We start from the raw sequence: 18,169 nt of genomic DNA on the forward strand, positions 1-18,169 counted from the left end.
CAGGAACGGCTATCACGGCTCGACGGTTGCCGGCGCCTCGCTCGGCGGCATGACATGGATGCACGAGCAGGGCGACCTGCCGATCGCCGGCATCCACCATATCGGCCAGCCCTTCTGGTACGCCGAGGGCGGCGATCTTTCGCCGGAGGAGTTCGGCCTGAAGGCGGCCCGCGAACTGGAGGAGAAGATCGACGAGCTCGGCGAGGAGAACGTCGCGGCCTTCGTCGCCGAGCCGATCCAGGGCGCCGGCGGCGTCATCGTGCCGCCCTCGACCTACTGGCCGGAGATCGCCCGCATCTGCAAGGCACGGAACATCCTGCTCATCGCCGATGAGGTGATCTGTGGCTTCGGCCGCACCGGCCACTGGTTCGGCCACCAGTATTTCGGCGTCGAGCCGGACCTGGCGCCGATCGCCAAGGGGCTGTCGTCCGGCTACCTGCCGATCGGCGGCGTCCTGGTGTCCGACCGGGTCGGCGACGTGCTCGTCGAGGAGGTGGGCGACTTCAACCACGGCTTCACCTATTCCGGCCATCCGGTCTGTGCCGCCGCCGCGCTCGAGAACCTGCGCATCATCGAGGAGGAGAGGCTGGTCGAGCGCGTGCATGACGACATCGGCCCCCATCTCGCGGCCGGCCTTAAGGCGCTGGAGGAGCATCCGATGGTCGGCCAGGTCCAGTGCGTCGGCCTGATGGCGGCGGTCCAGCTCGCCGAGGACAAGGCGAGCCGCAAGCGTTTCGACGACAAGGAGAAGGCCGGCGTCACGGTGCGCAACCACTGCCTCGACAACGGCCTCGTGCTGCGCGCCACCGGCGACCGCATGCTCTTCTCGCCGCCGCTCGTCATCAGCCGCGACGAGGTGGACACGATGATCGACGTGACGAGGCGGGGGCTGGACCATGCGTGGAAGGTGATGCGGGGATAGGTGAACGATCTATCGAATGGCGCCGATCTGGACGACGTTCAGGTCGGCATCGGACCGGAATTTGCGGTCGTTCGTCACGAGGTGGTCGCAGCCGGCCTCCAGGGCGCTGACATAGTGGGTTGCATCAAGCAGTGTCAGTCCCGTGCCGGCGCCGAGGCGAGCCGAGGCAATCAGGAGATCGAAGCTCACGGGGGCAATGGTGAAGATGTCCGTATCGAACAGGAGCTCGAGATACTGTGCCTCCAGTTCATGCCGGCCGAGCCGGTAGGCGCCGTACAGGCATTCACAAACGCCGATTTCATTGATGAAAATCGGAATGCTCCGCGCAACGGCCTCGCGGAGCACGGAGCCGATGCGGTCCTGAAAGGGATTCTCGCCTTCGACGTAATAAATAAGGATGTTTGAATCGGGATAGACGCGCTCGGCGTGGTGCAGCCAGGCGTCAGTCGACATCGCGGCCGAACTCGCGGGCGCGACGTTCGATCTCCTCCTCGGTCAACGGGCCGTAAAGCCGGGCTCCGATACCCTTGAACGACCGAAGGCATTCGATCTTCCGGGCGATCGCCTCCTTGTCGGAAAGGGCAGGCTGTTTCAGGTGCCGCTTCAGCAGTTCCTCGACGAGAAACGACCGGGAACGCTTCGTTTCTCGGACCTGTTGGTCGAGAAGCGCGAGCGTTTCCTTGGACAGCCGTATCGATGTGGGATGTGTTGAGCGCGGGCCTCGGAAAGGGGCCGTCGCTGACGATCGTCCGGCCCTCGCGCACCGTCAGGGTCCTCGCGGTCGCCGGCGCCTCCAGCGCCTGCCGTCCGGCCGCCGCGACTATGGCCAGCCGCTGAGGCTCAGGGCGAAGGCATCAGCCAGGTGTAGGCGAAGTGGTAGAGGTCGCCGTCGCGTCCGTAGTGATAGGGCAGGCCGATATCCTTCGTTTCGCCGGCCGGTGGCAGGTCCGGATGGGCGGTGAGCCAGTCCGTCAGTTCCTGCTGCATCGGCGGGTGCGCCTTGCCGTCCTCGCGCCAGATGACGAGGACGGGGCGGTTCGAGGCCGCCGCCGGCCGCCCGAAGCGTTCGTAGCCGGGCACCATCACCGGCACGTCGGCGTGCAGCCGGATATTGCCGGCGAGCTGCAGGTCCTCGACGAGCACGAAGCCGGGCGGCGTGGCGCTCGTCGCAAGGATCGCCGTGATGGCCGGCCCGTAGGGCACGTTGACCTTCTCGTAGTCGCCGGTCAGCCTGGCGAGCGGTACGCGCAGGAAGAGCACGGCGGGAACGATGAGTGCGATGATGCCGGCGATCCACAGCGAGCGGCGGAGCGGTCTTTCCGTCTCCGCCCCGGCGGCCTCGAGCTTGAGGCAGAGATAGAGCGGCAGGACGAGGAAGAAGGGGGCGAGCCAGCGGTCCTTGATGTGGCTCGCGCCGGCGAAGAGCACGAGGCAGACAAGCGCCAGGACGAGCCCGCCCATCATGCGCTCGAAGAAGCGCGTCCACTGGCTCTGCGCTCTCAGTGCCGTCGCGAGATCCTTGCCGAACATCACGGCGAAGAGCACGAGCGTCAGCGCCGCGAAGCCGATCAGCGCCAGCGCCAGCGAGCCGAGGCCGGTGGCGATCTGGCCGATGCGTGTCTCGTGAACCGCCGCCGCGGTCAGCTTGCCGATGGTGCGCCCGGTCGCGATGTCGAGATTGTCGAGGAACCAGAGCCCGTGCGGCAGCACGATGAGGGCGGCGACGAGGCCGGTCACGACGATGCGCAGGTCGAAGACGCGGCGTCGGAGCAGCGGGTCGACCAGCACGGCGGCGAGTGCCGCCGCCGGCAGCAGCACGAAATTGTATTTCGCGATGGTGCCGATGCCGATCGCCGCGCCGGTCAGCGCGTAGCCGGCAAGCGACGGCGCTTTCAGCGTGCGCATCAGGCAGCAGAGGAAGAGGCAGGCGGCGAAGATGACGGCGACGGTATGTGTCAGGTCGCGCTGCGCCTCGAAGCTGATCTGCGGGATGGTCAGGAGCCCGAGCGTCGCAACGACGACGAGATCGCGGCTGCGCAGCACCAGTGCGGCGAGCAGGCCGTAAAGAATGTAGGACGCAAGCAGCATGCCGTTCTTCAGCACCGTCAGCGAGAAAACCGACGGACCGAGGAGCTCGACGACGCCCCATTGCAGCCAGTTGTAGAAGGGCGGCTGCGTGTCGTAGCCGACGGCGAGCCACTGCGCGAGGAAGAGCTGCTGGCCCTCGTCGAGCTCCAGCGAGGCCGGCAGCGCGAGGCGGGCCGCCACGTGGAGCAGGAAATAGGCGGCGAGCGCCAGCAGGATAAGCTCCGGCTGCCGCCTGAGCGCCGCGATCACCTCAGGCCTTCCCGCCATGCGTCGCACGCACGATGTAGCTCTCCGGCTTGTCGTAGGTGCGCGTCAGCATCTCGGCGAGGATGCCGGTCGTGATCATCTGCACGGAGGAGAGGAATAGCATGACCCCGACGAGCAGCAGCGGCCGCGTACCGATGTCCTCGCCGAGCGCGAATTTGACATAGGCGAGGTAGAGTAGGATCAGCGAGCTGACGAGCCCGAGGCCGAGCCCGATCGTGCCGAAGAAGTGGCCGGGCCGCTGGCGGAAGCGCATGAAGAAGAGGATCGACAGCAGGTCGAGGAAAACGCGGATCGTGCGGGAGATGCCGTATTTGGATTCGCCGAACTGCCGGGCATGGTGCGTGACGACGATCTCGCCGATGCGCGAGCTGGGCACGACGCTCGCCACCCAGGCCGGGATGAAGCGATGCATGCCGCCGAGGATCTTCACCTGCTTGATGATCGCGGCGCGGTAGATCTTCAGCCCGCAACCGTTGTCGTGGATGTGCACGCCGGTCACCCTGCCGATCAGGTAGTTGGCGCACCAGGAGGGCACCTTGCGCAGCACCAGCGCGTCCTGCCGCGCCTTGCGCCAGCCGGCGAGCAGGTCGAGGTCGCGTGCCTCGAGCTCGCGCACCATCATCGGCACGTCGTGCGGGTCGTTCTGCAGGTCGCCGTCGAGCGTCACGATGTAGCGTCCCTCGGCGGCGTCGAAGCCCGCCTGGTAGGCGGCGGCCTTGCCGAAATTGCGCTGGAACTCGATGATGCGCAGCTTGAGCCCCTCGCGGCCGAGATAGCTGCGGGCATAGGAGAGCGTGCGGTCCGTGCTGCCGTCGTCGACGAGGATCAACTCCCAGGAACGGTCGAAGGCCGTCATCGCCTCGATCACCCGGTCGATCATCGGACGGAGGCTCTCCTCCTCGTTCATCACGGGGATGACGATCGACAGTTCGAAACGGTAATCCCGCGCGGTCGGGGTCGTTACCGCCTGGTCAAGCTGCTGCAAGGGATGTCTCCGGAAACACTGGCAAAAGCGCCGCCGTTTGTTATACGAAGCCCAACAGGCGCGCAACCGCCACAAAACGGGTCTCGTCGATGCCGATCTCACCGAACAATCCGCCGGCCTCGCGGCTGGCACGGCACCGCATGGCCCTGCTCAGCCTCGCCTGCATCGCGCTTTACGCCGCCTTCGTCGACTATGTCTGGGGCTGGCGCTCGGTCGCCGCGACCTGGCAGGCCGTGGGCTTCGGGCCGGTGGCGCTCGTGCTCGCCCTGCTCGTCTCGACCTATTTCGTGCGTGCCTGGCGGCTCTATTGCTATTTTCCGCAGGAGACCTCCGGCCGCTTCGTGGCGCTCTTCCATCTGGCGCAGGTCCACAATCTCCTGAACATCATGCTGCCCTTCCGCAGCGGCGAGACGTCCTTTCCGCTCCTGATGCGGTCGGAATTCGGCGTGCCGCTCGTCCGTGCGACCTCGGCGCTGCTCGTCATGCGGCTTCTCGACCTGCACGCGCTGCTTGCCGCCGGCGGCGTCGGCCTCGTCGCCGGGCGCGGCGCCCGGGCGACCGACTGGCTGCTCTGGGCCCTCTTCCTCGCCGCACCGCTCGTCTGCTTCCGGCTGAAGAACCCGATCCTCGGCGTCCTGCGCCGGCGGCTGGGCGGCAAGGCGGCCCGGTTGCTGGCGGAGGTCGAGGCCGGGCTTCCGGCAACGACGGCGGACTTCCTGCGCGCCGCCGGCGCCACCGCCGTCAACTGGGGCGTCAAGGTCGTCGTCTTCGCCTGGGGCCTGTCGATGATGGGCATCGTGCCGCTGGCGGCCTGTTTCGGCGGCGCGCTCGGCGGCGAGCTCTCCTCCGTGCTGCCGTTTCACGCACCTGCCGGCGTCGGCACCTATCCGGCGGGCATCGCGGCCGGTGCCGTGGCGCTCGGTGCGCCGACGCATATGGCGGCACTCGACCTGCTCGCCAGGGCGAGCGTCGCCATGCATCTCGTCATGATGGTTTCCGCCGTCCTCGGCGCCGTCCTCGCGTTTCTCCTGTCGGCGCTGCAAGGCCGGCGGCCCTGACGCCTACTGGAAGGCCGTTTCGAAGAAGCTTCTGAGCTTGCGCGAATGCAGCTTCTCCGTCGGCATGCCGGCGAGCCTTTCGAGCGCCCGGATGCCGATCCTCAGATGCTGGTTGACCTGCGTACGGTAGAAGGCCGTCGCCATGCCGGGCAGCTTGAGCTCGCCGTGCAGCGGCTTGTCGGAAACGCAGAGCAGCGTGCCGTAGGGCACCCGGAAGCGGAAGCCGTTGGCGGCGATGGTCGCCGATTCCATGTCGAGGGCGATGGCGCGCGACTGGGAGAGGCGCTTCACCGGCCCGCGCTGGTCGCGCAGTTCCCAGTTGCGGTTGTCGATCGTGGCGACGGTGCCGGTGCGCATGATGCGCTTCAGGTCGTAGCCCTCGAGCCCCGTCACCTCGGCCACCGCGCTTTCGAGCGCCACCTGGATTTCGGCGAGCGCCGGGATCGGCACCCAGACCGGCAGGTCGTCGTCGAGCACGTGATCCTCGCGCACATAGGCATGCGCAAGAACGTAATCGCCGAGTGTCTGGCTGTTTCTGAGCCCCGCGCAGTGGCCGAGCATCAGCCAGGCATGCGGGCGCAGCACCGCGATATGGTCGGTGATCGTCTTGGCGTTGGAGGGGCCGACGCCGATATTGACCATGGTGATGCCGCCATGGCCCTTCTTCTTGAGGTGGTAGGCCGGCATCTGCGGCAGGCGCGACAGCGTCAGCTCGCTTTCCGGCTTGTCGCTGCCGGCATGGGTGACGATGTTGCCCGGCTCGACGAAGGCCGTGTAGCCGTTGCCGCCCTCGGCCATCTGCAGCCGCGCCCAGGCGCAGAACTCGTCGATGTAGAACTGGTAGTTGGTGAACAGCACGAAGTTCTGGAAATGGTTGGCGCCGGTCGCCGTGTAGTGGCTGAGGCGCGCCAGCGAATAGTCGATGCGCTGCGCCGTGAAGGGCGCGAGCGGCGAGGGTTCGCCGGGACCCGGCTCGTAGGAGCCGTTGGCGATCTCGTCGTCGGTGTTGGTGAGGTCCGGCGCGTCGAACAGGTCGCGCAACGGCAACTCGATGTTCTCGGCAACCTCCGCCTCCACATAGGCGCCTTCGCCGAAGGCGAAATGCAGCGGGATCGGCGTCGTCGATTCGGAGATCGTGATGCCGATGCCGTGGTTGCGCATCAGGAGGCCAAGCTGCTCCTTGAGGTAGTGGCGGAAGAGCTTCGGCCGGGTGACGGTGGTCGTGTAGACGCCGGGCGAGGCGACGTAGCCGTAGGACAGGCGCGAGTCGACATGGCCGAAGCTCGTCGTCTCGACCGAAACCTGCGGATAGCTGGCGCGGAAGCGCGTCTCGGGCGCGCCGCTCTTTCCAAGCGACAGGAACGAGTCGGTCAGGAACTTCGTGTTGCGTTCATAAAGCGCCTCCAGCGCATCGACGGCGGCGACCGGATCGTCGAAGGTCTTGGGCGCGAATGGCTCTGGCGTGGCGAAGGGAAGGGCTTTTTGGGAATAGATTCGTTTGCTCATGAATCATTATAGTTGGCTGTTTTTTACAAGCAAACGACAAGATAAGGCGGCGCGCAAGATGCTTCGCCCGGCCTCCCGTTCAGCGTGGCCCGGCAAGGATGACGGCGGCGCCGGCCAGCGCGATCGCGGCACCGGACATGTCCCACCGGTCCGGCCGCATTCCCTCGAAGAGCCACAGCCAGAGGAGCGAGGCGGCGATGTAGACGCCGCCATAGGCCGCATAGGCGCGGCCGGCCGCCGCGCTGTCGACAAGTGTGAGAAGCCAGGCGAAGGCGGCGAGCGAGGCCACGCCGGCACGAGCCAGAGGACGGATCTGTCGAGTTTCAGCCAGGCCCAGAAGGCAAAGCAGCCGGCGATCTCGGCAAGCGCGGCGGCGGCGTAGACGGCGAGGGATTTCATGGCGTCTCCGGTCGTGGCTCGGGCACTCTACAATGAAACGGCGGTGGTGTTCGCGCCGCAGAGCAGGACGGCGACCCGTTCGCCCGGCTCCGGAGCATAGGCGCCGGAGACGAGGGCGGCGAAGGCCGCCGCACCGCCCGGTTCGGCGACGATCCGCATCCTGTCCCACAGCAGGCTCTGCGCCGCCACGATGGAATCGTCGGAGACCAGCACCGAGCGGTCGACGAAACGCCGGGCCAGCGGAAACATCAACTGGCCGACGCGGCGCGGCGCCAGCGAATCGGCAGCGATCCCTTCGGCCGGTGCATCGACCGGCTCGCCGGCGGCGAGCGCCCGATGGAGCGTCGGCGCGCCGTCCGGCTCGACGGCGACGATCCGCACGCGGTCCTCGAACCAGGCCGCGATGCCGCCGATCAGGCCGCCGCCGCCGACGGCGACGAGCAGCGTGTCGATCTCCGGCGCATCCGCCTCGATTTCGGCGCCGACCGTGCCCTGGCCGAGCATCGTCTCCGGCTGGTCGAAGGCATGGATCGCCATGGCGCCGCTCTCCGTGGCGAAGATGTCGCTTGCGGCAAGGGCGTCGGCATACCGTTCACCGGCGATGACGGCCCTCGCGCCATAGCTTTCGATGCGCCGGAGCTTGGCCGGCGAGGTGATGGCCGGCACGAAGATCGTCGCCGGAATGCCGAGCGTCCGGGCAGCATAGGCGACGGCCGCGCCGTGGTTGCCGCCCGAGGCCGCGACGACGCCGGCGGCGCCCCGGTCCCGAGTCATCAGGTTGGCGAAGGCGCCGCGGGCCTTGAAGGATCCCGAATGCTGCATGAATTCGAGCTTCAGGAGAAGATCGGTGTCCGTCAGCCCGAAGTCGCCGGCATCGAGCCGGGCGATCGGCGTATGGCGGACATAAGGGGCGATCAGGTTCCTCGTCTCGGCGATGCGGCTGCGGGTAACGGCGTGGAAAGGCGCGCTCATGGTGATCCTGCCCAGGTTGACAGGCGCTATGTAACTTAGCAAAGTAACGAAATGCAATATGTCGATCAGTTGAAAGCACTGTCCAACGCGCGCCGGCTGCAAATCCTGGAATGGCTCAGGGATCCGGTGCGGCATTTTCCGGCGCAGGTCGATGGCGATCTGGTGAAGGACGGCGTCTGCGCCCTGTTCATCGCGGAGAAGCTCGGCATCACGCAGGCAACGCTGAGCGAGCATATGCGTGTGCTGGTGCAGGCCGAACTGGTGCGGGTGAAGCGCATCAGGCAGTGGACGTTCTATCGCCGCGACGACGAACGGATCGAAGCGCTGAAGGCCGGGCTCGTCCGCGATCTGTGAGGCCGCGGAACGGCGTCAGCTCATCGACTGGCGCTGCAAGGCGACGAAAAGCACGAGGCCGGCGCCCTTCTTCTCGATGCCGAGACCGCCGGCATTGTGCCATGCGAGCGCGCCGACGGGCGCGATCATCATGGCGGTCAGGGCGAGAACCCTGAGGCCGGTGGCTGCAGCGGCGAGAAAAAAGGTCATCGCTCGTCTTTCCGGCGCGTCAGAGGCGCGCGTTGCAGAAGTGGCTGCCGGCGCAGGCGGTGATCGTCATCGGCCCCGCCTTGGCGTGCCGGCGGGCATCGCTTTCGACGGCGGCGGCCAGCGAGATGGCGAAGACCGCGAGAAGCAGCGTGATGATCGTGAGGCGGCGCGCGAGGATTTCCATGGTGCTGTCCCGTGTGGCAACGTGTTTTTCCGATGGCGGCACATATGCCACCCGACGACTGAACCCCGACTGAGAGCGCCGTTCATCTGGCGTTCAGGTTCGCCTCTCCGTGCCAGCGCAAGAGCACCGCCGCCACGGGACGGCCGTCGCTCCGGTCCCGATCCGGGAGATGCCGGCGCGCAAACGAAACGGCCGGCAGGGAAGCCCCGCCGGCCGCGTCGTTTTTTCTCGTCGGATTGTCGGTGACCGTCAGAGCCGCGTCCAGGTCTGCGACTTGCAGAAGACCTTCAGCACGCAGCCCTTCATTTGCAGCGAATTGCCGCTGACCGAACCGGAGCCGCTATAGGTCTTGTCTTCGGCCGGGTCGGTGATCGAGCCCGTATAGTCCGCGCCGCCGCCGTCCAGCTTGCCGATCTGCTTGCCGGCGAATTCTCCGGTCTTCAGCGTGATGCAATAGCTGCCGCCGCATTTGCCGATCGTCGCCGTCTCGCCGCTCGCCGTCTTCCAGTTGCCCTCGATCGGCTCCGCCGCGGCGGCGGGGCCGGCCATGGCGAGCGCCAGCGCGCCGAGCATCATCAGGTTGCGGGTCATCCTCATCCTCCCTCGAACTGTCCGCGCGCCTCCGGGCCGCGGCTGCCATTGCGCCGCCCGCTCTCCCCGGGGCGGCAATGACGCGACGGTATATTACGCACACGTAAACGTAAAGATGCCTGCCGGCCCCGTCCGCGGCTTTTCTAAGGGGACCAGGCGGCGTGATTTCGGGAAATGCCGGCAGGCTGTTTCCAGCGTGGTTAGCAAAGGCTTGAAATCGGCGGTTGAACAATCGGTAAATTTTGAGACGAATCCGCCGGAATCCGGCCACTGCGATGTTTAACAAAAACCCAAGTTTACCAAGTGTTTGAACTTTGTTTGTCTCGAATTAATCATGCATTTTAAGCAGCCGTTGCAAGTCGCATGGCATAGTGAAGCCATAAGACGAGCCCGGGACGAACCGGCCGAAAACGCCGAACGGGTGACCCAAGCCGCAACAAGACGGCAGGCCCCGGACGGAGGCCCGAAAGGGCGGAAAACAGGGAAATGCAAGCGGTAAGAACCTTAAGGCAACAGGGACAGGACAATGGCACGCTTTGACATCCAGAATTCCGAAATGGCCGCCATGATGGGCGGTGACACGCTCGCTGATACCTTCTGCGACATGGGCCTGATGTATGCGACCGGTCGCGGATGCGCCGTCGATCTGGTCGCGGCCCACAAGTGGCTGAACATCGCCGCCATCAAGGGCTCCGACCGCGCCGCCGAACTGCGCGCCGATCTGGCCGCGACGATGACGAAGACCGACCTCGCGACGGCGCTGCGCGCCGCCCGCGAATGGATGACGATGCACTGAGCATCGTCCGACGATCGACCAACAAGAAGCCTCGAGGGGAAAGAGGACGCGGCCGGGGTGCCTTTGGACGGGGACCGACGCCGACATCGATGGACCGCGACCGGCAGGAACAAGGCCGGCGCGGTCCTTCGCCTTTCGGATCAGCCGACGGCCCGGAGCACCCTGGGCAGCGCTTCGGCGAAACGGTCCATGTCTGCCTCCGGCCCGACGCTGACGCGGATGCAGCGGTTGAGCGGCGCCATGCCGGGCATGCGGATGAACACGCCGTGCTGCATGAGGCCGTCGACGACGGCGCGGGCATGCGCGCCGTCGCGGCCGCAATCCATCGCGACGAAGTTTGTGGCGGAGGGAAGCGGGACGAGGCCGTTCTCGCGCGCCGTCGCCGCGAGCCGGTCGCGGGCGGCGGCGATCCGGCCGATCACCGCGGCGAGATAGGCCTGGTCGGCGAGCGCCGCGAGGGCGGCGACGGTCGACAGCCGCGCCATGCCGAAATGATTGCGGATCTTGTCGAAGGCGAGCGCGTTGCCGATCGTGCCGATCGCATAGCCGATGCGCGCGCCGGCAAGGCCGTAGGCCTTCGAGAAGGTGCGCATGCGCAGCACGTTCGGCTGGCCGATCAGCGCGTCGATCGCCGGCGTGGTGCCGGCCGGCCCGGTCTCGCAATAGGCCTCGTCGAGGATGAGCAGGCTCGTTTCCGGCAGGGCGCGGGCGAAGGCGACGACGCTCGCCGCATCCCACCAGCTTCCCATCGGATTGTCCGGATTGGCGAAATAGACGAGCGGCGCGTCCGTGCGCCGGGCCGCTTCGAGCAGCCCGTCGAGGTTTTCCCGGTCGTCCGCATAGGGCACGGTGACGAGCCGCCCGCCGAAACCGTTGACGTGATAGTTGAACGTCGGGTAGCCGCCGAGCGAGGTGACGACCGGCGTGCCCGGCTCGACGATCAGCCGGACGATCTCGCCGAGCAGCCCGTCGATGCCGCCGCCGACCGCGATATTGTCGCGCGACACGCCGTGATGGATGGCGAGCGCCTCCTTCAGCGCATGGTTTTCCGGATCGTTGTACATCCAGGTTGTCGCCGCCTCGTTGCGAATTGCGTCCAGCACGGCCGGCGAGGGGCCGAAGCCGCTCTCGTTGGCGCCGATGCGGGCGGCGACGGGGAGGCCGCGCTGCCGCTCGATCGCCTCCGGGCCGACGAACGGCACGGTGGCCGGAAGGGAGTTTGCAAGCGGCGTGAAGCGGGAGAAGGCGGACATGCGGGATCCTGCGACGATGATGATGCGAACCGGCGCGCCGTGGCGGCGATGCCGGATCGGGCAGGAACCCTACTGTAAATCGGATGAAACCGGAACCGGCTGCCGAATAAAATTACCGAGCAGATTCAAACCGCTATGAGCAGCCGCCGGGAGCCTGCAATGTGCCGCAGGCGCCGCCGTTTACGCGAGCGCCGAGCCGATGGCGGTTTTCTCCACGCCCACCATATAGGGCCGCGTCTCCTTCTTGCGGTTGGCGACGCCGCCGGTGAAGTAGTCGCTGCGCACGATCGAATGCAGGAGTTCCTGATCGATCTCCTTGATGAACTGGACGCTGATGAATTCGTTGTTGCGATAGATTTCCGCACAGCCGATGCGCGCCGCGATGCCGACGACCGAGAGATAATAGTGGCTCGGCAGGCCGATCGCCGTGTTGACGGTGAAGGTGGCGTTGCCCAGCGAAATCTCGGTCAGGCGACACGGCCGCGTTTTCGGCACGGCGAGATCGAGGTTGACCGTGAGCAGCATGCCCTGCCGGTTGAGCTTGTAACGTTCCCAGCGCCGCTCGTAGAGCCCGGCACCGGCATTCGGATCTTTGTCGTCCAGCATCCCGCTCTCTCCCTTGGCGACATCATGTCAGGACAGATGTGGGGCGGAGTGTTGCAGGCTTTTGTTTTCTTTCGTTAAAACAAATGACTAAAGCTTTAACGAAGGGGATTGCGCCGTGGCACGGCGGGCCGGCCCCGCGACGGGACGACGGACTGCGGCCGCCCGATGCGCGGAACCCCCGTCGCACGGGGGGCTTCCGCGGCCCGGTTGCCGCTGGATGAGGAGGGTGTCAGGCCGGCTGGCGCGCGATGACGTCGCGCAGGAAATCCGCGTCGAGGAACATGTTGAAGTGTACGATGAGCTCGTCGCCGTCGCGTTTGAACTCCGTGCAGCCGATCTCATCGTCGGTGCCGAGCAGGCCGAGATAGAAGTTTTCAGGCAGTTCCAGGTGCTTGTTGATGCTGAGAACCGCGCCGGCGCAGGAGATGCTGCGTACCAGGCAGGTATATTGCCGCGACGACGTGAGATGATGGCCGACGGGGACGATGTGGCCTGGCCGGTCGATGCGGTACTGCACGAAGCTGCGCTTGGGATGCTGCAGCCTCAATCGATCGTGAACGTGTTCGAGGGGCATCTCGCCCTCCGCTCTGTTGCTCCGGCTTCACTGTATCGAAACGGGATGGACAAAGAATGAACGCGGCCGTTCGCTTTTGAACGAACGGCCGGAAAGTGCCCACGAATTCAGCCCGTTGCCTATTGAAACGCCTGGAGGCCGGTCTGCGCGCGGCCGAGGATCAGCGCGTGGATGTCGTGCGTGCCCTCATAGGTGTTGACCGCCTCGAGGTTCATGACGTGGCGGATGACGCCGTATTCGTCCGAAACGCCGTTGCCGCCGTGCATGTCGCGGGAAACGCGCGCGATGTCGAGCGCCTTGCCGCAGTTGTTGCGCTTCATCAGCGAGATGAGTTCGGCCGGCGCCCGGTGCTCGTCGAGCAGGCGGCCGAGGCGCAGCGCCCCCTGAAGCCCGAGCGAAATCTCGGTCTCCATGTCGGCGAGCTTCTTCTGGATGAGCTGGTTGGCGGCAAGCGGCCTGCCGAACTGCTTGCGGTCGAGCGTGTACTGCCGGGCCGCGTGCCAGCAGAATTCGGCAGCGCCCATCGCACCCCAGGCGATGCCGTAGCGCGCACGGTTGAGGCAGCCGAACGGCCCGGCCAGGCCGGAAACCTCGGGCAGCAGGTTCTCGTCCGGCACGAAGACGTCCTGCATCATAATCATGCCGGTGACCGAGGCGCGCAGCGAAAACTTGCCCTCGATCTTCGGCGTCTCGAAGCCCTTCATGCCGCGTTCGAGCACGAAGCCCTTGATCTTGTTGTCATGGGCGTCCGACTTCGCCCAGACGACCGCGACGTCGGCGATCGGCGAATTGGTGATCCAGTTCTTGGCGCCCGACACGAGATAGCCGCCGTCGACCTTCCTGGCGCGGGTGATCATCGAGGACGGGTCGGAGCCGTGGTCGGGTTCGGTGAGGCCGAAGCAGCCGACCCATTCGCCGGACGCGAGCTTCGGCAGGTATTTCTTGCGGCTCTCCTCCGTGCCGTAGGCGAAGATCGGATGCATGACGAGCGAGGACTGCACCGACATGGCCGAGCGATAGCCCGAATCGACACGCTCCACCTCGCGGGCGACGAGGCCGTAGGAGACGTAGTTGGCGCCGACGCCGCCGTACTCTTCCGGAATGGTCGGGCCGAGCAGGCCGAGGTCGCCCATCTCCGTCATGATCTCCCGGTGGAAGATCTCGTGGCGGTTGGCTTCGGTGACGCGCGCGGCGAGCCTGTCCTGGCAATAGGCGCTGGCCGTGTCGCGGATCATGCGCTCCTCGTCCGAGAGCTGGTCCTCGAGAAGGAACGGATCGGCCCAGTCGAAAGGCGCCATCCTGGCGCGGGCCTGCTCGGGCGTGGCGGGATGATGGTCGGTCATGCGTATGGTCCTTCCTCGAGTTCCGTCGTCTTGCGCGGTCCGTCCGTTCAGCGTCCCTGCGGCCTGGCTTCGGTCAGCGCGCGCACCGATGCGGCGAGCGCGTCCACCTTGTCCGCCGGCGCCCAGGCGTCCAGGCCCGGAATGCGCCCGGCGAAGGCATAGCCCGCCGCCTGGAGAAGCGGTGCGCAGCTCTTTGCATTGTCTTCGGCAAGCACGATCGGGCGGCAGCGCGCGATCGTCGCCCCGGCGCCCCTGAGTGCGTTCAGCTCGAAGCCCTCGACATCGAGCTGGATCAGCGCGACCTCGTCGAGGCCGAGCATGTCGATCGGCACGACCGACGTCGTCTGGCCGGACTGCGCGGCCGATGCCGCCTCCGCGATATGGGAACCGCCGCCATGGTGCGCGCCGCTCGGGGTCGCCGTCTCGATCCGGGCGACGGACAGGCGATCGCCGAGGCCGGCGTTCCAGAGAAGCACGTTGCCGAGGCCGTTGCGCTCGACGCAGAGTTTGGCGAGCACGTAGTTTTCCAGCACCGGCTCGAAGGCATAGACCGTGCCCGGGCAGGCGGCCGAGAAGGCGGGCAGCATGTCGCCGAAGAAGGTGCCTGCATGGACCATGTCGCCGGGGTGGTGCTTCAGGATCTCGGCGACCAGCAGATGGGTGAGGGGTTCGTAGACCTTGCCGTTCAGGAACATCTGGCAGGCCGGCCGGCGCATCGCATAGGCGGGGATGAAATAGACGCTGCCGGCGAGCGTCACCTCCCGGAAATCGACCTGGAAGGCCCGGTCGGGCGAAGCGGCCGCGCCCGGCCCGGGGCCGCCGGCATCGGTGGAGGGCCTCACAAAGCTTTCCATGACGATCCTCCCTCCTGACCGAAACGCCGCCGCGGCGCGTGCTGCCCTTGACCTATCGCCGGCGTCTGTCGCGAGCCTGTCGTTGCAGAAGTGCTACATCAGCTTCGTCCTTGCCGAAAGGGCGGGAACCAAATGCCGGCCGCCACACTTTGGCTATTTGCGAATGCCTTCATGTCGCGACAGAATGAGACGCTTCACAATGACGTGTAGATTCCGGCGCCCGGGACCCTTCGACTTGAACTTGCGCCCGGGCGATGGCCATCTGCGCCTGCCATGAACAATTCCCCGACAAGGAGACCCAGCATGCGAGACCGCTTCAAGCGATCGGCGGAACGGCTGTTGCCGAGCCAGGAACGGCTGGGCGAGCTGTTCTGGCCCTTCGCCCGCGCGCCCGAGATCAAGGCGCCTCCCGTCCGCCGCCGGTCCGTCCGCACGCCCGAACTGGCCGGGGTCGAGGAATTCGGGTCGAACCCCGGCGGGCTGCTGATGTTCGAACACGTGCCGGAAGGCCTGCCGGCAGGGCGGCCGCTGGTGCTGGTGCTGCACGGTTGCCGGCAGAGTGCCCAGAGCTACGACCGGGCCGCCGGCTGGGCGTCGCTTGCCGAGGAGCGCGGCTTTTCCGTCGTCTATGCGCAGCAGCGGGAGGCGAACAACCAGCGGCTCTGTTTCACCTGGTACCGCCCGAGCGAAGTGACGCGCGACCGCGGCGAGCTGATGTCGATCCGGCAGATGGTCGACAGCGCCGTCCTTCGCGCGTCGAGCGATCCGGCGCGCCTCTTCGTCACCGGACTTTCGGCCGGCGGGGCGATGACGGCGGCGATGCTCGCCAACTATCCGGAGCTCTTCGCCGGCGGCGCCGTCATCGCCGGCCTGCCCTTCGGTGCCGCGCGCGACGCCAACCGCGCCTTCGAGGCGATGGCCTCGGCGCCCGAGCGGACTGCGCGGGAGTGGGGCAGCCTGGTGCGCAAGGTCTCGCCGCGCATCCGCCGCCGGCCGCAGATCTCCGTCTGGCACGGCACGGCCGACGCCACCGTCGCGCTCTCCAACGCCGCGGCGATCGTCGAGCAGTGGCGCGATGTCTACCGGCTGCCCGCCGACGCCTTCGTCGAAAAACGGATGAAGGACCGGCGCATCCGCATCTGGCCGGACGGCGAGGGAAGGCCCCTCATCGTCTATAACGAGATCGACGGCCTCGGCCACGGCACGCCGGTCCTCGAAGGCGAGGGCGGCGGCTATGCCGCCTCGGCCGAGCCCTTCATGCTGGAGGCCGGCTTTTCCTCGACGATCGAGATCGCGAAAAGCTGGGGCCTGACGCGGAAGTGGCGGCGATAGCGAACGGCAGGCTGATCGGCGGGCTTGCCGCCGCGCATGCAGACACACCGGGGCGATGGAATGCGCGTTGGCCGAAGGGATGACGGTGGCTGCATCTTTGCTTCTGCGCGAGCAATAGATCTGGCGGCCTTTTCGATCCGCCTGAAATCATTGTGATTATTATTTATATTTCTAATAAAGCAATTGTGTATGTTTTGTTAAAGTCATCTAGAATGCCGATCAGCCAGAAAATGGAGGGGGCCGATGACAACCTACACTTTTTCATCAAATTCAACCATCGGTACGAATACAATCGCTGATGGCGATACTTACCGTGTTCTGAATGGAGTGACAGTAAGTGTTTCGGATGATGATGCCTTCTTCGGGCCATCGGCTTATCAGGGGAATCTGTTCCAGGTTCGGGGAACGGTCGAAAGCCAGGGCGACCACTACGCATTCCTGTTGAGAGCGGCCGATACCAAGATAACCACAAGCGCGACCGGAAAAATTACATCCGAGTTGACGGCCATATGGATGTCCGGTGCCTTCAGCAAGGTGGTCAATGCTGGGGCGATCGACGCAGGCGTCTACGCGGTCCGTTTCGACAAGAAAAAGGCCTATCTCAAGAACGACGGCAGCATCCATGCCGATGAAATCGCGTTGCTGGTCAACGGCAGGGGGGCGGAAATCGAGAGTTTCGCCGGCACCATTTCCGGCGCGATTGCCGTGCGGACCAATCTCGCGTCGGGAGAGCGCTTCAAGCTCTATAACGGCGCCACGATTTCGGGCACCGACCTTGCGTTCGACGGCTCTGCCGGCAACGAGAAGATCGTGAACCGGGGCAAGATCACCGGAGACATCCTGCTGAAGAACGGCAACGATACGTTCGACACAAACGGTGGCACCCTGTCCGGCAAGGTCTATGGCGGCGACGGCGACGACACGTATATCGTCGGTTCGTCCGGTATCCTGCCTGTGGAGCTTGCCGGCGGCGGCCGGGACCTTTTGAAGAGTTCCGTCAGCTATGCGCTTGGTGCAAACATCGAGGACCTTGACCTCATCGGCGACGCGGCTTCGACCGGCACGGGCAATGCTCTCGCCAACGTTATCAACGGCAATGAATCGGCCAATGCGCTCAGGGGACTGGACGGCAACGACACGATCAATGGCGCCGGAGGTGCCGATCGAATTTCGGGCGGCAACGACAACGACGTCCTGGCCGGTGGTGCAGGAAACGACCAGCTCAGCGGCGAGGCCGGCAGCGACGGTCTTTTCGGCAATGACGGCGATGACGGTCTGGCCGGCGGCACCGGCAACGACACCCTCGATGGAGGGGCCGGCAACGACGTGCTCCGGGGCGAGGACGACAACGACCGGCTGACCGGCGGAGCCGGCGACGACAGGCTGGATGGCGGCGCAGGTCAGGATACGTTGTCCGGCGGTGACGGCGGCGACCTTCTCGCCGGCGGCACCGGGATCGATCGTCTCTTCGGCGAGGCAGGCAACGACGCGCTCTCGGGCGGCGACGACAACGATCTGCTGTCGGGCGGTACGGGTAATGACAGGCTGGATGGCGGCGCAGGCCAGGATGCACTGTCCGGCGGCGACGGCGATGACGTCCTCAGCGGCGCCATCGGCGCCGATCGCCTCGTCGGCGAGGCAGGCAACGACACGCTCTCGGGCGGTGACGACAATGATCTGGTGTCGGGCGGTACGGGCGACGACAGGCTGGATGGCGGTGCCGGCGAGGATACATTGTCCGGCGGCGACGGCGCTGACCTCCTTGTCGGCGGCACCGGCACCGATCGCCTTTTTGGCGAGGCGGGCAACGACACGCTCACGGGCGGCGATGGGGATGACGTCCTGAATGGCGGAAGCGGGGACGACAGGCTAAGGGGGCAGGCGGGCAATGACACG

20 protein-coding genes and 1 pseudogene are annotated in these 18,169 nt (G+C 66.2%); 6 read left to right on the plus strand and 15 right to left on the minus strand.

Going from position 1 to position 18,169, the window contains the following annotated elements:
- Nucleotides 1-922 (plus strand): aminotransferase class III-fold pyridoxal phosphate-dependent enzyme (locus LXM94_RS22380; protein ID WP_235773690.1); only part of this gene is annotated, 922 nt, incomplete at its 5' end.
- 9 nt (nt 923-931) lie between these two features.
- Here LXM94_RS22380 and LXM94_RS22385 read toward each other — a convergent pair.
- From LXM94_RS22385 to LXM94_RS22395, 4 genes are all read right to left on the minus strand, one after another.
- A complete protein-coding gene (locus LXM94_RS22385; RefSeq protein WP_235773691.1) occupies nt 932-1,375 on the minus strand; it encodes a type II toxin-antitoxin system VapC family toxin in 444 nt (147 codons plus the stop codon).
- Nucleotides 1,365-1,616 carry a ribbon-helix-helix protein, CopG family gene (locus tag LXM94_RS26325; RefSeq protein WP_408015684.1) on the minus strand — a complete coding sequence of 84 codons (252 nt, stop codon included), beginning with the start codon at nt 1,614-1,616 and terminating at the stop codon, nt 1,365-1,367. The genes LXM94_RS22385 and LXM94_RS26325 overlap by 11 nt, the downstream gene beginning before the upstream one ends.
- 146 nt (nt 1,617-1,762) lie before the next feature.
- Nucleotides 1,763-3,277 (minus strand): glycosyltransferase family 39 protein, encoded by a 1,515-nt coding sequence (locus tag LXM94_RS22390; protein WP_235773692.1) that lies wholly within the window; start codon nt 3,275-3,277, stop codon nt 1,763-1,765.
- Entirely contained in the window at nt 3,261-4,262 is a 1,002-nt protein-coding gene (locus tag LXM94_RS22395; protein ID WP_268965219.1) for a glycosyltransferase family 2 protein, read from the minus strand. Before LXM94_RS22395 ends, LXM94_RS22390 begins: the two co-directional genes overlap by 17 nt.
- 89 nt (nt 4,263-4,351) lie before the next feature.
- On the opposite strand from LXM94_RS22395, the gene LXM94_RS22400 reads away from it, so the two are divergent.
- On the plus strand, nt 4,352-5,320 hold the full coding sequence (locus LXM94_RS22400; RefSeq protein ID WP_235773693.1) for a lysylphosphatidylglycerol synthase domain-containing protein: 969 nt from the start codon (nt 4,352-4,354) through the stop codon (nt 5,318-5,320).
- A 3-nt stretch (nt 5,321-5,323) separates the two neighbouring features.
- Here the strand turns inward: LXM94_RS22400 and LXM94_RS22405 are convergent, their stop codons facing one another.
- From LXM94_RS22405 to LXM94_RS22415, 3 genes and pseudogenes are all read right to left on the minus strand, one after another.
- Nucleotides 5,324-6,826, minus strand: coding sequence for an AMP nucleosidase (locus LXM94_RS22405; protein WP_235773694.1), 1,503 nt, complete (start codon nt 6,824-6,826; stop codon nt 5,324-5,326).
- 79 nt (nt 6,827-6,905) lie between these two features.
- Nucleotides 6,906-7,225 (minus strand): annotated as a pseudogene (locus LXM94_RS22410) (YnfA family protein).
- 27 nt (nt 7,226-7,252) lie between these two features.
- A complete protein-coding gene (locus LXM94_RS22415) occupies nt 7,253-8,197 on the minus strand; it encodes a threonine/serine dehydratase (RefSeq protein ID WP_235773695.1) in 945 nt (314 codons plus the stop codon).
- A 51-nt stretch (nt 8,198-8,248) separates the two neighbouring features.
- Between LXM94_RS22415 and LXM94_RS22420 the strand changes: the two genes are divergently transcribed.
- Entirely contained in the window at nt 8,249-8,551 is a 303-nt protein-coding gene (locus LXM94_RS22420; protein ID WP_235773696.1) for an ArsR/SmtB family transcription factor, read from the plus strand.
- 15 nt (nt 8,552-8,566) lie between these two features.
- Here LXM94_RS22420 and LXM94_RS22425 read toward each other — a convergent pair whose 3' ends face one another.
- The 3 genes from LXM94_RS22425 to LXM94_RS22435 all read right to left on the minus strand — a co-directional run bounded on the left by LXM94_RS22425 (nt 8,567) and on the right by LXM94_RS22435 (nt 9,515).
- Entirely contained in the window at nt 8,567-8,740 is a 174-nt protein-coding gene (locus LXM94_RS22425) for a hypothetical protein (RefSeq protein ID WP_235773697.1), read from the minus strand.
- Nucleotides 8,741-8,759: 19 nt separating this feature from the next.
- Nucleotides 8,760-8,924 (minus strand): hypothetical protein, encoded by a 165-nt coding sequence (locus LXM94_RS22430; RefSeq protein ID WP_235773698.1) that lies wholly within the window; start codon nt 8,922-8,924, stop codon nt 8,760-8,762.
- Between the two features lie 249 nt (nt 8,925-9,173).
- The gene (locus LXM94_RS22435) at nt 9,174-9,515 is read right to left on the minus strand and encodes a DUF2147 domain-containing protein (RefSeq protein ID WP_235773699.1); all 342 of its coding nucleotides are present in this window, start codon (nt 9,513-9,515) and stop codon (nt 9,174-9,176) included.
- A gap of 526 nt (nt 9,516-10,041) precedes the next feature.
- Here LXM94_RS22435 and LXM94_RS22440 point away from each other — a divergent pair.
- Nucleotides 10,042-10,311: a sel1 repeat family protein gene (locus LXM94_RS22440; protein WP_235773700.1), complete on the plus strand. Its 270-nt coding sequence runs from the start codon at nt 10,042-10,044 to the stop codon at nt 10,309-10,311.
- A 140-nt stretch (nt 10,312-10,451) separates the two neighbouring features.
- Here the strand turns inward: LXM94_RS22440 and LXM94_RS22445 are convergent, their stop codons facing one another.
- The 5 genes from LXM94_RS22445 to LXM94_RS22465 form a co-directional block, all read right to left on the minus strand.
- Nucleotides 10,452-11,564, minus strand: coding sequence for a pyridoxal phosphate-dependent aminotransferase (locus LXM94_RS22445; RefSeq protein WP_235773701.1), 1,113 nt, complete (start codon nt 11,562-11,564; stop codon nt 10,452-10,454).
- A 180-nt stretch (nt 11,565-11,744) separates the two neighbouring features.
- Nucleotides 11,745-12,170, minus strand: coding sequence for a PilZ domain-containing protein (locus LXM94_RS22450; protein ID WP_235773702.1), 426 nt, complete (start codon nt 12,168-12,170; stop codon nt 11,745-11,747).
- Between the two features lie 229 nt (nt 12,171-12,399).
- Nucleotides 12,400-12,744, minus strand: coding sequence for a hypothetical protein (locus tag LXM94_RS22455; protein WP_235773703.1), 345 nt, complete (start codon nt 12,742-12,744; stop codon nt 12,400-12,402).
- A 119-nt stretch (nt 12,745-12,863) separates the two neighbouring features.
- Nucleotides 12,864-14,087 carry an acyl-CoA dehydrogenase gene (locus LXM94_RS22460; protein ID WP_235773704.1) on the minus strand — a complete coding sequence of 408 codons (1,224 nt, stop codon included), beginning with the start codon at nt 14,085-14,087 and terminating at the stop codon, nt 12,864-12,866.
- 47 nt (nt 14,088-14,134) lie between these two features.
- A complete protein-coding gene (locus tag LXM94_RS22465; protein ID WP_235773705.1) occupies nt 14,135-14,941 on the minus strand; it encodes an FkbM family methyltransferase in 807 nt (268 codons plus the stop codon).
- Between the two features lie 303 nt (nt 14,942-15,244).
- Here LXM94_RS22465 and LXM94_RS22470 point away from each other — a divergent pair, with 303 nt between their 5' ends.
- Both LXM94_RS22470 and LXM94_RS22475 read left to right on the plus strand, forming a co-directional pair.
- Nucleotides 15,245-16,273: an extracellular catalytic domain type 1 short-chain-length polyhydroxyalkanoate depolymerase gene (locus LXM94_RS22470; RefSeq protein WP_235773706.1), complete on the plus strand. Its 1,029-nt coding sequence runs from the start codon at nt 15,245-15,247 to the stop codon at nt 16,271-16,273.
- Between the two features lie 513 nt (nt 16,274-16,786).
- Nucleotides 16,787-18,169, plus strand: a 1,383-nt coding sequence (locus tag LXM94_RS22475) for a calcium-binding protein (protein ID WP_235773707.1), incomplete at its 3' end; no start/stop codon positions are given.

Source organism: Rhizobium alarense (assembly GCF_021555155.1).
Taxonomy (GTDB): Bacteria; Pseudomonadota; Alphaproteobacteria; order Rhizobiales; family Rhizobiaceae; genus Rhizobium_D; species Rhizobium_D alarense.